Source organism: Natronobeatus ordinarius (genome assembly GCF_024362485.1).
Classification (GTDB): domain Archaea; phylum Halobacteriota; class Halobacteria; order Halobacteriales; family Natrialbaceae; genus Natronobeatus; species Natronobeatus ordinarius.
Map to the genome: position 1 here is coordinate 1,291,055 of NZ_CP101456.1, position 13,883 is coordinate 1,304,937.

Consider the following 13,883-nt stretch of genomic DNA (forward strand, 5'->3'; position numbering starts at 1 on the left):
TCCAAACGTCCTGGTAGAAATATATGGAGTATCGAACTCGTATTATGGCCACATGGGCCGTCGAGACGCGAGCGTCCCGGTTTCACCATCGAGATGCCCTGGTCGACGTCAGTGGCAATGCCACTCGACGGACGGCGGCGCGGGTACGTCACCTGGAAATCGTCGAGTGGTCACCCGCCACGATTCGGTCGACGGCTTCCGGTTCGACGACCGCGACGTCTCCCGGAATCGTCCGCTTGAGTGCGGCAACTGCAGCCCCGTACTCGAGCGCCGCTCCGAGGTCGGCGCCGTCGAGTCGGCTCGAGAGGAAGCCGCCGACGAAGGCGTCTCCCGTCCCAATCGGGGCGATCGTCTCCGTCTCGAACGCCGGTCGGTCGACGAGCGATCCGTCCCGGCAGGCCACGGCGCCGTCCGCGCCACACGTCACCACCACCGTCTCGAAGTTCCACTCGTCGGTGAGCTCCGTGGCGATCTCGCTCGCGTCGCCGCGCTCGTCGAGGACGGCACGGGCGTCACGGAGCGGCGTGACGAGGACGTCGATCAGGGGGAAGTAGCCCTCGAGCGTCTCACGGGCTGTCTTCGGGGACCACAGCTTCCGCCGGTAGTTCACGTCGAACGCGGTCTCGACGCCCGCCTCGCGTGCGATTGTGAGCAGCTCACCCACCGTTCGCTCGAGCGTCGACGACAGCGCCGGTGTGATTCCGCTGGTCAAGAATAGTTCGGCGTCTCGAATCGGCTCGGTGGACAGCTCGTCGGCGGTCGCGGTCGTCACCGCGGCGTCGGCTCGATCGTACACGACGTCGATTCCCCGTGGATCGCCCGCGAGCTCGAGGTAGTAGGTGCCCTGCCGGCCCGCGTCGGACCAGACGACGTCGACCTCGAGGCCGTGCCGCCGCAGGCCGGAAGTCACCCGGCGACCGAGCGGGGAGTCAGGGAGCTTCGAGAGCCACGTTGCAGCCGTTCCGAGACGACTGGCGGCGACCGCCGCGTTGCTCTCGGCACCTCCGGGATGGACCTCGAGTGTGGCCGCGGTCTCGAGGCGTTCGTGACGCGGGGGCGACAGCCTGAGCATCGTCTCGCCGAACGTAACGAGCTCCGTCATGCGTCAGCCGTCCACGACCGCCGGCATAATAGAGCGGGGAGAGCAGGGTGGCGATTCGACGACCGTGACCGTTAGCTCAGTCCTCGTGCTCGAGCACCTCGATCCCGACGAGAGGCTCGCCGGTGAGCGCGCGGACGTACGCCCCGCCGGCGAGCGAGACGCGCGAGAAGTCCTCCTCCTCGAGGTCGTACAGTTCGATCGAGTGAGCGGTATCGCCCCCACCGACGACCGAGAAGCAGTCGGCGTCGGCGATCGCCGAGAGCACCGTGACGGTGCCGTGGGCGAACCGGTCGTCCTCGAAGACGCCGAGTGCGCCCTTCACGAAGACGGCGGCGGAGTCGGCGACGAGGTCGGCGTAGCGATCGGCCGTCTCGGCGCCGACGTCGAGGAAGGGCCGTTCTTTCGTCACGCCCTCGAGGGACGTCTCCGCGCGCTCGCCGTCGTCGTCGTAGGCGAGATCGGTCGGCAGAACGAGGCGGTCGCCACAGGACTCGAGGATACGCTCGATCGCCTCCCGGTGGTCGTCCCACTGGTGATCGAACAGGTCGGTTCCCTCGACGTCGTAGCCGACGTCGTGGCCGTCGGCGCGCAAGAAGAGTTCGCCGACGACGCCGCCGAGACAGAACCGGTCGACGGTGTCACAGAGGCGTTCGACGACCGGAATCGTGTCCTCAGCTTTCGTGCCGCCCAACACCAGTGTGACCGGACCGTCGAACGGCCGGTCCTGGAGGGCGGTGTTCGCCGTGTACTCTGCTTCCATCACGCGCCCCGCGTAGGCGTCCAGCACGAGGGGGAAACCGACGATCGAGGCGTGAGACCGGTGGGCCGCCGAGTACGCGTCGCCGACGTAGGCGTCGAACTCGGGGGCGAGCGTTCGGACGAGTTCCGTCTCGGCTTTGACCTCGGGGTCCGCTTCAGGGAGCTCTCCCTCACACATACGGACGTTCTCGAGGAGGAGGACGTCGCCCGGCTCGAGGGCGTCGATCGCCGCGAGCGCGTCTTCGCCGCAGGTGTCAGCGACGAAGTCGACCGCGTGACCGAGGTGGTCGGCGAGGAGCTCGGCGTGGCGTTCGAGCGAGACGAACGTGTCCTTCCCGGGCCGACCCTGGTGGGCGAGCAGGGCGATCGCGTGGTCTTCGGCGAGCAGTTCGGCGATCGTTTCGGCGTGGCGGGCGAACCGGCGGTCGTCCTGGACGACCGCGTCCTCGATGGGGGCGTTGACGTCGATGCGGACGAGCAGCCGCTGTCCGGGCTCGAGGTCGTCGATGGTTCGAAACGTGGGCATGAGTGGGTAGATCAGTCCAGTCGGTTGGAAGCCGAGTCAGACGACGTCAGTATCAGCGCACGACCGCCTCGTCGTGGTCGATGGCCTCGGTTTCGGCGGCGACGTACTTCGCGAGCGCCAGCATCTGCATCGAGAAGCCGTACTCGTTGTCGTACCACGCGAGCACTTTCACCATGTCGTTGGCGACGACCATCAGGGAATCGAGGTCGACGTAGGAGGCAAGCGGCAAGCCGACGATATCCCGCGAGACGATCTCCTCGTCGGTGTAGCCGAGGACGCCGGCGAGGCTGTTGTCGGCCGCCTCGCGGAGGGCGTCGGCGACCTCCTCTCGCGTGATGTCGGCCTCGAGGTTGAGCGTGAGGTCGGTGATCGAGCCGTTCGGGACCGGGACGCGCATCGCCATCCCGTCGAGTTTGTCCTCGAGTTCGGGCAGTACTTCGGTGGCCGCGATCGCCGCCCCGGTCGTGGTCGGGACGATGTTCTCGGCGGCGGCGCGGCCGCGACGACGCTTCTCCATCGGTCCGTCGACGAGGCCCTGGCTCCCCGTGTAGGCGTGGACGGTCAGGAGCAGGCCCGAAACGATGCCGAACTCCTCCTCGAGCACCTGCAGAACCGGCGCGACGGAGTTCGTCGTACACGAGGAGTTCGAGACGACGGCCTCCCCGTCGTAGGTCTCGTGATTGACGCCGTAGACGAACATCGGGACCTCCCGCTCGCCTTTCGGCGGGGCCGAGATGACGACCCTGTCGGCGCCAGCCTCGAGGTGCTGGGCCGCCTCGTCGTGGGTGCGAAAGAGGCCGGTCGCCTCGAAGGCGACGTCGACGTCGAAGTCGTCCCACGGTAGTTCGGACGGCTCGGGCTCGGAGCACAGCTGGATCTCCTGGCCGCCGACGTAGAGGGTACTTCCCTCACGTGACACCCCGCTGAGCCGCCCGTGGACCGAGTCGTACCGGAGCAGGTACTCCATGTCGTCGTCGTCCATCACGTCGTTGATGGCGACGATCTCGACGTCGTCGTCGGTCAGCGACGCGCGAAGAATGCTCCGGCCCACCCGTCCGAAGCCGTTGAGCCCGATTCGAAGCGGCTCGCTCGATCCCGCGCCACCGCTGTAGACGTGATGTCTCATAACTGAGGGGTCTACGCCGAGAGTTAAATTTGTTGTCCCGGACAACGGGGATGAAAACGACAGGCATCGTTCCGGTCGGCTCCAGATATAGTCCGCAGTTGGGTTACTATCACCAATCGAATGTGTACCGACCAGTAACGAACGACACCTACGGCTTGACCCTACCGCCACCCGACGGTGCGCCGACGCGACGCCGTCGCCAGCAGGGCACAGTTCTTAGGTCGGCTGACCCCCTACCATGGTCGATGACCGTCACCGTCAGCTACACCTGCCCCCACTGCAACGCGGTCACGCGCCTCGAGCGTCGTCCCGACCTCGCGGACAAATCCGTCACCACCATCCCCCAGCCGGGCTGGGAGTACGCCGAGCCGGGAAACGACGACCTCGAGGCGGCCGACGGCGTCGCCTTCCGCTGTGGCGAGGACGGCCCGACGACCGACCTCGAGGGTGAGCCGGTCGAGGGCTGTGGCCGCCCGTTCTACCTCAACTTCGTTCGCTTCGAACGCGGGGTCGAACTCGAGCCGGACCCGCCGACGTACGGCGGGCCCCGGTTCGATTTTCGGCCCTGAGCGACCGGCTCCGGCACCCACAACGCTTTTCGCGCCCGACCCGCCATGCTCAGGCATGGACGAAGCCGCCGTACGTGACCGGCTGCGGGCGGTCGAGGATCCAGAGCTCGGGGACGACATCGTCTCGCTCGGGCTCGTCAACGACGTCTCGATCGACGGTGACGAGGTCGCGATCGACCTCGCACTGGGAGCACCCTACTCGCCGACGGAGACGGCGATGGCGGGAGACGTGCGATCGGTGCTCATGGAAGAGGGAGTCGACCCCGAACTCTCCGCGAGCGTTCCCGGTCGGGACGACGCCGGGGCGGCCGAGGGGACGGTGTTGCCCAACGTCAAGAACGTCATCGCCGTCGCCTCCGGGAAGGGCGGTGTCGGCAAGTCGACCGTCGCGGTGAACCTCGCCGCCGGCCTCTCACAACTGGGCGCCCGCGTCGGGCTGTTCGACGCGGACATCTACGGGCCGAACGTGCCGCGGATGGTCGACGCCGACGAACCGCCGATGGCGACGGCCGAGGAGACGCTGATCCCGCCGGAGAAGTACGGCGTGAAACTGATGAGCATGGCCTTCCTCGTCGGCGACGACGACCCGGTCATCTGGCGGGGACCGATGGTGCACAAGGTGATCACCCAGCTCACCGAGGACGTCGAGTGGGGTCACCTCGATTATCTCGTGATCGACCTCCCGCCGGGGACGGGCGACACGCAGCTGACGATGCTCCAGACGATCCCCGTCACGGGCGCGGTGATCGTGACGACGCCCCAGGACGTCGCGCTCGACGACGCCCGCAAGGGGCTGCAGATGTTCGCCCGCCACGAGACCGTCGTCCTCGGCATCGTCGAGAACATGGCGACGTTCGTCTGTGACGACTGCGGGAAACACCACGACATCTTCGGCGCCGGCGGCGGCGAGGCGTTCGCCGACGTCCACGACCTGCCGTTTCTCGGCTCGATCCCGCTCGATCCTCGAGTCCGGGAAGGCGGCGACGAGGGCGACCCGGCCGTCCTCGACGAGGAGAGCGACACCGGCGAGGCGCTGCGCGAGGTGACCGAGGCGATCGCGAACAACACCGGCGTCGTTCACCGCCAGGCCGTCTCCTCGACGGTCGAAGATCGAATGCCACCGGCAGAACTCGAGGACGTATGAGCGACGCGACGGACGGAGACGACCCCGACGATCCGGAGTTCGAGCCCGACCCCGAGCGCGTCGCGCTCCTCCGGGAAATCGCCGACGAGGTCCGTGGCGACAGCTCCGAGCGAAAACAGCTCGCGAACATCCTCTATCGCGTGAGCGACCTCTACGACGACGCCGAGGAGACCTCGCCCGAGGAGATCGTCCGAAACGTCAAATTTATCCTCGAGGTCAAAGAGCGCGGCGGCCTCGAGCGCTGAGCGACTCGAGCGTACCCCTTTTGCGTTCGGACGCCAAGGACGGATGTGGACGCGAACCAACACTCCCGTGAGAACCCGTTCGGCATGGACGAAGCCTGCCGGAACTGTCCGGCGCTCTGTGAGCCGCGCACACAGGTCGTCCACGGCTACGGCGACGTCGGCGCCGACTTCCTGTTCGTCGGCGAGCGACCCGGCCCCGGCGCGGACGCCGCTGGCGTCCCGTTCGCGGGCGACGACGGAGCGCCGTTCCGGCGGCTCCTCGAGCGCCTCGGCCTCTGTCGCGTCGACTCCGATCCCGACTGGCCGGAACTCGTCAACGTCTACCTGACGAATCTCACGCGCTGTCGGGACCCCGACCGGCGGCCGACCGACGACGAGATCGAAAACTGCGAGCCGTTTCTCAACGCCGAGATCCGGATGATCAACCCCGAGATCATCGTCCCGATCGGCGAACGCGCCCTCCACGAGATTGGGGAGGAGTACACCACGGCGCCCGTCGACGACCTCGACGTGGTCGCACAGCACGGAACCGCGATCCGCGGGCGCGGCTTCGAACTCGTTCCCATGATCGATCCCCACGAACAAAGCGACGAGCAGATCCAGTCGTGGCTCGAGTCGTTCGCGGCGCTGATGGCGTCGGACTACCGACAGACGAAAGGCCGCCAGGAGCGGTGACCGGCGTCGTTACCAGTAGGAGCTTCGAACGCCGCCGCTCGCGTTCGAGCCGAGGCCGCTGAGAACGAGCACGAAGCCAGCCGCGACGGCGAGGGTCGCGACCGTCGGGACCAGCAGGGCGGGGTCGGCGGGATCGAGTCCGTAGTTCGTGACGAACGCCACGAGCCCGACGACGGCGGTCGCGGCGATGACGAGCGTTCCGAGCAGTCCGAGGAGTCGTCGTTCGTCCATATCGCTCACCTGGTCTGTGTGGCACATAAACGTACTCGTCGCCAAGCGCCGCGTTCAAGACACTCACGCGCCCACTGTGAGGTATGATCGTCGTCGTTCCGGTACCCCCGCCCCGCGAGGGACTCGTCCTGTCGTCGCTCACAGAGGAGACGCCCCTGTCGACGGCCGAGGTGACACGACTCGCCGAGGCCGCGACGATGGACGTGCTCCACGCCGCCCGCTCGAGCGGCGGTGACCTCCTCGTCAACTACCGCGACGAGGAGACGCTGCCCGACGCGTTCGACGACGGCGACCCCGAAGCCGAGGTGCGCGACCTGGTACAGGACACGCTCGGCGAGGACGCCGAATTCCGCCTCGAGCGTCAGGTCGGCTCGACGCGAGCCGCACGGGTCGGCAACACCGTCACCCACCTCCTGAATCGCGAGGACGCGGCGAGCGTGGGCGTCCTCGAGCCGACGGCCCCGCTGGTGGCTCGCACCGAGATCGACGGCGCGGCGATGTCCGTTCGCCGAACCGAGGTGGTGCTCGGCCCGGCCGGCGACGGCTCGGTGTACTTCGCCGCCTTCGCCGACCCGATCGACTTTACGGACGCCTACGAGCCGCCAGCGCTCGAGACGCTCGCCCGCCGCGGCGAGTCGGCCGGGCTGGACGTCGGCTTCGCCCCGGCGATCCCGACGATCACGACCGAAACCGGCCTCTGTGCGACGATCGCCGGCCTCGAGGCCCGCCGGGCGGCCGGCCGGCCGATCCCCGAAGCGACCGCACTGGTCGTCGACGACCTCGGCCTGACCGTCGAAGACGGCCCGACGCTCGGTCGCGAATAGACCGACAATGCTTTTTGAGTCGGTGGAAAACTCACACTCGAGGTGAGGTGGCAGAGCGGCCTAACGCGCCTGCCTTGAGAGCAGGTGGCTGGAAAGCCTCATGGGTTCAAATCCCATCCTCACCGTTTTCCGCGAGCACACACGACGAGCGAAGCGAGGAGTCGCTCGAGCGGAAAACGGGAACGGTGGGATTTGAATCAGGGAAGTCGCAACGGCCGAACGGAGTGAGGCCGACCGTCTTCCCGTGGTTCAAATCCCATCCTCACCGCTTTTGTGACGAACGGACGTGAGGAGCAAAGCGGGAACACGGGATTTGAATCAGACCGAGGTTCTGCGCTTCGCGCAGGTTCTCGGGCGTGGTTCAAATCCCATCCTCACCGTTGCTGTCTTCAAAAGAGCGCGAGCGCTCTTTTGGACCTCGCGGAGCTTCGCTCCGCTCAGTCGCGAACAATTCGTGAGCGACAGCGAGGTCGGTGGGATTTGAATCAGGGAAGTCGCAGCGGCCGAACGGCGTGAGGCCGACCGTCTTCCCGTGGTTCAAATCCCATCCGCACCGTACTCAGTCCCCGGCGAGCGGAGACGACACGTCGTGATCGCCGCATCCTGTACGTTTTTCCGCGTCAGCCGGCAACCACTAGTCGATGACACAGTCACTCGAGAACGCCGACCTCGATTTCGAGCCACTCGGTCGCACCGGCATACACACGAGCGAGCTCCAGTTCGGGACCTGGCGCTTTGGCCGCACCACCGAGGCGGGGAACCTCGAGATCACCGAGGAGCGCGCGCACGAACTGCTCGACGCTTACGCCGACGCTGGCGGTCGGTACATCGACACGGCCGACGTCTACGGCGGCGGCGACAGTGAACGGTGGATCGGCGACTGGCTCGACGAGCGCGAGCGGGAGCGATATACGATCGCCTCGAAGATCTACTGGCGGATCCGCGATGGCGATCCGAACAGCGTGGGGACGAACCGGAAGAACCTCCGCCACCGCCTCGAGGCGCTCCTCGAGCGCCTCGACACCGACTACGTCGACGTCCTCTACATCCACCGCTGGGACGACGAGACGCCGACCCGGGAGCTACTGAAGACGCTGAACGGATTCGTCGAGTCCGGCATGGTCCACTACCTCGGCGCGTCGACGATGCGGCCGAACGCCTGGAAGGTGGCGGAGGCGAACGCCATCGCCGAGGCCAACGGCTGGGAGCCGTTCACCGTCCTCCAGCCGCGGTACAACCTCGTCGACCGCGAGATCGAGGGCGACTACCTCGAGTTCGCGCGCGAGCGCGGGCTCGCGATCTGTCCGTGGAGTCCCCTCGGGCAGGGGTTTCTGACCGGGAAGTACTCCCGCGAGGCGGACCTGCCGACGGACTCGCGGGTGGCCGAGTCGAGCCGGTTCCGGGAGTCGTACCTCACCGAGGAGAACTTCGACGTACACGACGAACTCGACGCGGTCGCCGCGGAAGTCGACGCCTCCCCCGCGCAGGTGGCGCTCGCGTGGCTGCTCCACCGCGACGGCGTCAGCGCGCCGATCATCGGGGCGCGGACGGTCGAACAACTCGAGGAGAACCTCGCGGCCGCGTCGATCGAACTCTCCGCGGAACAGGTCGAGCGGTTGACGGCGGCGAAGGCGGGCCCCTACCAGGGGTTGTAACCACGGAGGGGACGGCCGGGCGTGCTCGCGTTCGCGACATCGTCCTCGAGTGCGCGACTGCCTCGCGTTCGGGACCTCGGATTCGAGAAAAACGGGGCCGACTCGTTCCTATCGGTACGACAGCTCGAGGTCGAGCGCGCGCTCGAGCAGGGCTCCGTCGTAGCGCTCTTCGGCCTGTTCGGGCCGTCGACCGTGGATCGTGCGCACCTGCTGGATCGAGTTGCGGAACACCTTGAACGTCGCCTCGTCGACCATCTGGCCGTCTAAGGTGACCGCGCCGGTACCCTCGCGTTTGGCTGCGTTGAAGCGTTCGATCTTGCTCACGTCGCGCTCGAGTTCCGTGGGCGTCGGCATGTGGATCGTGTTCGCCTGGATCGTCTGTTTCGGATAGAGCGACCAGGAGCCGTCCAGTCCGAGGTGGGCCTCGTGTTCGACCTGGTCGGCGTAGCCGTCGGCGTTGTAGTAGGTCAGTCCGGCGCGCTCTTTGAACAGATCGTCGAAGGGGCCGCCGATGGCGAGCAGGCCGGCGGCGCTAGCTTCGTTCGAGAGGCGTTCCAGGAGCCCATCCCAGCGTGGGCGACCGTCGCCGAGGTCGCGCGCGCCGAGTTCGGCGGCGTAGTCGACGGGACCGAAGACGAGCGCGGTGAGCCGGGAGTCGGCGCCGAACTTCGCAATCTCGCGGAGATCGGAGCGTGCGCGACCGGTCTCGACGATGATCGACATGCCGATCGAGCCGTCGGGGTGGCCGTGTTCGGCCTCGGCTTCTGCGATCGCTTCGGCGGCGCGTTCGACGTCCTCGAGGCGGCCGACCTTGGGGACGACGACGCCGTCGATCTCGTCACCGATCTCGGCGACGAGTCGGTCGATCTGGTCGCGCCCGCGGGCGCGAAACGCCTCGTCCTCGTAGCTCCACTCGACGCGGGGCCAGATCTCGCCGGGGAACTCGTGTTCGGGGACGAGTTCGATCGTGTTCTCGAGGCCCGTCTCTTTCATGTCGGGGGCCGTCCCGTCTTCCATGTCGGGGACGAGCCAGTCGGGCGCCTGGAAGCCCTCGGCGGTGAGGCCCGAGCGGAGGTATTTCGCCGTGTCGTCTTTCGGGACGGCGGCCGGTGCGGTCTGGAAGGTTCGGCAGAGTGTAACGTCGGTCATGTATTTCGTAGGTTCGATAGGTAATGTGTAATCGTTGCGTTTATCGGTCGGTTCAGTTCCCTCGCTTACAGATCTTCGCCGTCCGGATTCCGGAGTAGACGGGCTCGTCGTTCTGGTTGAACGCGATGTGCTCGAAGCGGACGGTGCCGGCGACGTCGCCGTCGTTCTCGGACGACGTCCGAGAGCCAGTCGAGGTTTCCTCGACGCTGTCTTCCGCGTCGAGTACTCGAGTAAAGGCGTAGACGGTGTCGCCGGGCGTGACGAAGGTGTGGAACGTCTCGTCGTCGAAGCCGACCTCGCGGTAGGTCTGTTCGTCGGAACGCGCGTGACCCAGTGCGGTCGAGCGGGTCACGTCGCCGTACGTGACGATGTCGCCCGAGGGCGAGTCGGCCATCACGTCGAGGTTGTGATGTTGTTTCGCCGTGTTGAGCGTCGACAGCGGCAGGTAGGCGACGGTGACGTCGTCCTGGCTGCGCCCGCGCTCGTGGCGGTAAGCGACGGCGGCGTCTCGACCCGCTGCTTCCTCTAACGCCTCGACGAAGTCTTCGAAGTAGCCGCCGTCGGGATTGATGAACTCCGCGGGGAGCCCCTCGTCTTCCTCTTCGTCGGCGTTCTCGACTGCACCTCCATCAGTTTCGAGGGGCTTTCGCCGCGGGATCATGTTCGTGCGCTCGTACGAACACAGTACTTCGCCGGTTTCGGCGTCCTTCCCGCGGGTTCGCCAGGAGACGATGCCGTAGTTCGGGCGGGAACTCGAGGAGGCCTTGTTGACGACCTCGCTTTCGACGTGGAGTTCGGTTCCCGTGTAGACCGCGTCGGTCGGGAACCGGACGTCGGTGCGTCCGAGGAAGTAGCCGCCTTTCTCGCTCAAGTCCTCGACGGTGATGCCGAGGGTGGCGGCGGTGAGGTAGTCGGGGTGGACGGGAGGTTCCTCGAAGCCACGCGCCTCGGCGGCGTCCTGGCGCCAGTAGGCGGGGTCGTGGTTGAGCGTCTGGCTCATCCACGCTTCGTTGCCGTGGCGGGTGAGCGTCAGACCGGGGTCGTGGTCGATCACCTGGCCCTCCTCGAAGTCCTCGAAGCAGTTGCCCTTCGCTTTGGTCTCGGCCTGTTCAAGCGCCTGTGTGAACGTATCTGGATCTGTCCAATCAGTCATCTGCAGTCACCTCGTCTTCGATCTCGCGTCGCTCGCGTGCGCGGCGAGCGACCGTGCGGCGCATCTCGTTTTCGACGATCATGTAGCCTTCGTCGAAGCCCATGCCGGGTTTCGCGAGCACCTGTGCGGCGTTCGTCGCGAGCGCGACGTGAGCGCAGGCGCGTGCGGACGTCTCGGTCTCGTTGCAAGTGCCGCCGAGGTAGGCGCGGGTGTCGGTTCCGTCACAGTACTGGACGGCTCGGGCGCTGCGCTGGATGCCCCCGAGGTCCGGCGTCTTCACCTGGACCACGTCGGCGGCGCCCGCGTCGACGAACGCTTGCACGTCCGCGAAGGTGTTACACCACTCGTCGGCGACGAGGTCGACGCCGACGCCGGCCTCGGCGAGGCCATCACGTAGTTCACACATCGCCTCGATCTGTGCCTCGCGATCGCCGACGTCCATCGGGCCCTCGATCTGGATCGGCAGGGGGCCAGCGGCGTCCTCGAGTGCGGCGAAGTAGTCGACGACCTCGGGGCGGTCGTACGGCGCACTGAAGATCTCGCCGATCATGCCGTAGACGTCGATGTGGAGACGGGGCTCGTAGCCGTCGGGGCCGAGTTCCGCAGAGCGGGAGACCAGCCACTCGACGTACTCGAGCAGCGTCTCGCCGTCCGAACCGATCTTCTCCTCGGCGTTGATCAGTCCGTGGGGCAGAACGGGGACGCCTTTGACGAACATCTTCTCGGCGTTGACGTAGCGGTCGTCGCCACTCTGGCCGAACACGGGGATGGGTTCGGTGGCGGGTTCGGTCCCGAGTTCGTCGGCCAGAACGTCCGTCCGGGTCGTCCCCTCAGCTTCAGCGGCCGCGGCGAGCAACGCCTGGGAGACGCCGTAGCGGATCGCCGTGTGTAAGCGATCGCCCTCGACGTCCAGCTCCTCGAGCAGTTCGGCGTTCTCGAGGAAGTCCGCTGCATCGCGCCCGACGAGTTCCTCGGCGACCGGCCCCTCGACGACGGGGGCGTACTCCTCGGCCTGGAACAGTGGATCGCGTCCGCCGGCGCCCGAATACTGGACCGCAGCACAGTCGCCACGGACCACGGTGCCGTCGGCGAGTTCGAGTTCGACGAGCAGGGCCTCCCCGGCCTGGCGGATCGAGTCGAAGCCGTCGGTGACGGGCTCGCCCACGTAGGCGAAGCCGTCCTGGCTCGCGCCCCCCTTGATCGCGCGCTGATCGTCGAAGTAAAAGCCCGAGAAGCCGGGCGTGGCGTGGACGCCCTCAATCCGCATTGCCAACACCTCCGGCGCCGCGGCCACGGCCGCTGGGTCGGCCGATCAGTTTCCCGTCGCTGATCGCGTCGACGTCGTCGGCGACCATTCGGAACGACTGTTCGCGTCCCTCGGTTTCGGCTCGCTGGGAGAGGCGAGCCTTGTGGATCTCCTTGATCTCGTCGTCCATCTCGAGGTCGGCCCACTCGAAGATGCGAACCCGACCGTCGTCGTCTCGAGCCGGGAGCACCGAGCCCTGTGCGCTGTCGCTGGGGGCGAAGGGGACGTCGAGCGCGCCCGACTCGAAGGCCTTGATGGTGCCCCACGCGACGTCGCCGTCGCCGTGGTCGAGAATCGTCTCCATCAGGCAGTGGGTCTCGCGTTCGATCAGCTCCTGTTCCTCGTCGACGCCGTCGATGTCGATGTTCTGCTCGATCGCCATATCGATGATCTGTCTCGTCGTTCGCAAGCCGGCGGCGTTCGCCTCCATCGTCGGCACGCCCTGGAACTCCTGGGGAGATTTGGTGATGACCTTGTCGGGGCGAGCGATCGCCGCCGTCATGCCGCCGAGGCTGATGACGCCGTTGGCGCGGGCCTCGTCCGGCGGGAAGCCGCCCATCCACTCGTGGAAGACCGTCGTGACGACGACCTCGTCGGGCAGATACTCGTTGGCGAGTTTCCGCAGGGCGCGCAGGGCGGCGACGTCCTGGACGACGTTGCCGACCTGGCCGTAGCCCAGCGTGACCGACCGAACGCCCTGGGTGGCCGCGAGCTGGCCCTCGACGATCCCGATCGCGATCGCGATCGACGGCGGAACGAGCGTCCCTGTGAGGGGGCCGAAGGGCTCGCGGTTGATCCGGACGCCGCGTTCGGTGTAGGCGCCGGCCAGCCGGTCGACGAACTGCCAGTGTTCGATCGTCTCGGCGAGGCCGTGTTCTTTCGTGTACGGGATGTTGTACGAAATTGGCCCACCCTCGAAGCTCTGGAAGCCGCCCGCGAACGTGATCGCCGCGAGCAGGCGGGCGTCGGGCGTGCCGTGGCGGACCTCGATCGGGGCGTCGATCGCCTCAATCAGGTCCCGGCAGCCGTCGACGCCGTGGTTGACGGCCGGAAAGCCGTTCAGGGTGTCCTCGTTCGTCTCGCGGGCCTTCTCGAGGCCGGTCTGGGCTTTCCCGTACTCGTTGTCCCTGGTGTAGGAGTCGATCGTCGTGGGGAGGAGATCGGCCTCGCCCTCGCGGTGGAGATACTCGAGGAGCTCGATCTGGCTCTCGAGCCGTGGGACGCCCGCCCGTGGCTGCAACAGCGGGTTGTCGGCCGACTCGAGGACTTCCGCGAATCGCTTCTCGCGCGGGAGCGACTCGTGATAGGCGATCGCCTCGTCGAAGCCGACGTCCGCGCCAGTCGGCCAGTCGGATCGGATTTCGTCGTCGATACGCCGTAGCTCGTCGGAAGGAATGCGTTCGTCTCGTATCATCTAGC

The 13,883-nt window shown here is 67.0% G+C and carries 14 protein-coding genes and 1 tRNA gene; 7 read left to right on the top strand and 8 right to left on the bottom strand.

Translation table 11 applies throughout. From position 1 onward, the window contains the following. Nucleotides 1-148: 148 nt before the first annotated feature. The 3 genes from kdgK1 to gap all read right to left on the bottom strand — a co-directional run bounded on the left by kdgK1 (nucleotide 149) and on the right by gap (nucleotide 3,513). The gene (gene kdgK1, locus NMQ09_RS06635) at nucleotides 149-1,102 is read right to left on the bottom strand and encodes a bifunctional 2-dehydro-3-deoxygluconokinase/2-dehydro-3-deoxygalactonokinase (protein WP_255193753.1); all 954 of its coding nucleotides are present in this window, start codon (nucleotides 1,100-1,102) and stop codon (nucleotides 149-151) included. A gap of 76 nt (nucleotides 1,103-1,178) precedes the next feature. After that, the gene (locus NMQ09_RS06640; protein ID WP_255193755.1) at nucleotides 1,179-2,387 is read right to left on the bottom strand and encodes a phosphoglycerate kinase; all 1,209 of its coding nucleotides are present in this window, start codon (nucleotides 2,385-2,387) and stop codon (nucleotides 1,179-1,181) included. A 52-nt stretch (nucleotides 2,388-2,439) separates the two neighbouring features. Continuing rightward, nucleotides 2,440-3,513: a type I glyceraldehyde-3-phosphate dehydrogenase gene (gap, locus tag NMQ09_RS06645; protein WP_255193756.1), complete on the bottom strand. Its 1,074-nt coding sequence runs from the start codon at nucleotides 3,511-3,513 to the stop codon at nucleotides 2,440-2,442. A 245-nt stretch (nucleotides 3,514-3,758) separates the two neighbouring features. Here gap and NMQ09_RS06650 point away from each other — a divergent pair, with 245 nt between their 5' ends. From NMQ09_RS06650 to NMQ09_RS06665, 4 genes are read left to right on the top strand one after another with little or no spacing between them, the layout of a single operon-like run. Beyond that, a complete protein-coding gene (locus tag NMQ09_RS06650) occupies nucleotides 3,759-4,082 on the top strand; it encodes a DUF7969 family protein (protein ID WP_255193758.1) in 324 nt (107 codons plus the stop codon). Nucleotides 4,083-4,137: 55 nt separating this feature from the next. Further along, entirely contained in the window at nucleotides 4,138-5,226 is a 1,089-nt protein-coding gene (locus tag NMQ09_RS06655) for an Mrp/NBP35 family ATP-binding protein (RefSeq protein WP_255193760.1), read from the top strand. Beyond that, nucleotides 5,223-5,471 (top strand): DUF7976 family protein, encoded by a 249-nt coding sequence (locus tag NMQ09_RS06660; RefSeq protein ID WP_255193762.1) that lies wholly within the window; start codon nucleotides 5,223-5,225, stop codon nucleotides 5,469-5,471. Before NMQ09_RS06655 ends, NMQ09_RS06660 begins: the two co-directional genes overlap by 4 nt. 45 nt (nucleotides 5,472-5,516) lie before the next feature. Then, nucleotides 5,517-6,146, top strand: a complete 630-nt coding sequence (locus tag NMQ09_RS06665) for a uracil-DNA glycosylase (protein WP_255193764.1) — start codon at nucleotides 5,517-5,519, stop codon at nucleotides 6,144-6,146. Between the two features lie 9 nt (nucleotides 6,147-6,155). Here the strand turns inward: NMQ09_RS06665 and NMQ09_RS06670 are convergent, their stop codons facing one another. After that, a complete protein-coding gene (locus tag NMQ09_RS06670) occupies nucleotides 6,156-6,377 on the bottom strand; it encodes a hypothetical protein (RefSeq protein WP_255193766.1) in 222 nt (73 codons plus the stop codon). Between the two features lie 83 nt (nucleotides 6,378-6,460). On the opposite strand from NMQ09_RS06670, the gene NMQ09_RS06675 reads away from it, so the two are divergent. The 3 genes from NMQ09_RS06675 to NMQ09_RS06685 all read left to right on the top strand — a co-directional run bounded on the left by NMQ09_RS06675 (nucleotide 6,461) and on the right by NMQ09_RS06685 (nucleotide 8,856). Then, nucleotides 6,461-7,201 carry a hypothetical protein gene (locus NMQ09_RS06675; protein ID WP_255193768.1) on the top strand — a complete coding sequence of 247 codons (741 nt, stop codon included), beginning with the start codon at nucleotides 6,461-6,463 and terminating at the stop codon, nucleotides 7,199-7,201. 41 nt (nucleotides 7,202-7,242) lie between these two features. Continuing rightward, nucleotides 7,243-7,326, top strand: a tRNA-Ser gene (locus NMQ09_RS06680). A 516-nt stretch (nucleotides 7,327-7,842) separates the two neighbouring features. After that, the gene (locus NMQ09_RS06685; RefSeq protein WP_255193770.1) at nucleotides 7,843-8,856 is read left to right on the top strand and encodes an aldo/keto reductase; all 1,014 of its coding nucleotides are present in this window, start codon (nucleotides 7,843-7,845) and stop codon (nucleotides 8,854-8,856) included. 108 nt (nucleotides 8,857-8,964) lie between these two features. Here NMQ09_RS06685 and citE read toward each other — a convergent pair whose 3' ends face one another. Genes citE through NMQ09_RS06705 form a run of 4 tightly spaced genes read right to left on the bottom strand, consistent with a single transcriptional unit; the run spans nucleotide 8,965 to nucleotide 13,878 of the window. Next, complete coding sequence (gene citE, locus NMQ09_RS06690) at nucleotides 8,965-10,005, bottom strand: L-malyl-CoA/beta-methylmalyl-CoA lyase (RefSeq protein ID WP_255193772.1); 1,041 nt, start codon at nucleotides 10,003-10,005, stop codon at nucleotides 8,965-8,967. Nucleotides 10,006-10,057: 52 nt separating this feature from the next. Then, nucleotides 10,058-11,158 carry a 2-methylfumaryl-CoA hydratase gene (mch, locus tag NMQ09_RS06695; protein WP_255193775.1) on the bottom strand — a complete coding sequence of 367 codons (1,101 nt, stop codon included), beginning with the start codon at nucleotides 11,156-11,158 and terminating at the stop codon, nucleotides 10,058-10,060. Next, nucleotides 11,151-12,425, bottom strand: coding sequence for a methylaspartate ammonia-lyase (locus NMQ09_RS06700; RefSeq protein WP_255193777.1), 1,275 nt, complete (start codon nucleotides 12,423-12,425; stop codon nucleotides 11,151-11,153). Before NMQ09_RS06700 ends, mch begins: the two co-directional genes overlap by 8 nt. Beyond that, nucleotides 12,415-13,878, bottom strand: coding sequence for a methylaspartate mutase subunit E (locus tag NMQ09_RS06705; protein WP_255193779.1), 1,464 nt, complete (start codon nucleotides 13,876-13,878; stop codon nucleotides 12,415-12,417). The genes NMQ09_RS06700 and NMQ09_RS06705 overlap by 11 nt, the downstream gene beginning before the upstream one ends. Between the last annotated feature and the right edge of the window lie 5 nt (nucleotides 13,879-13,883).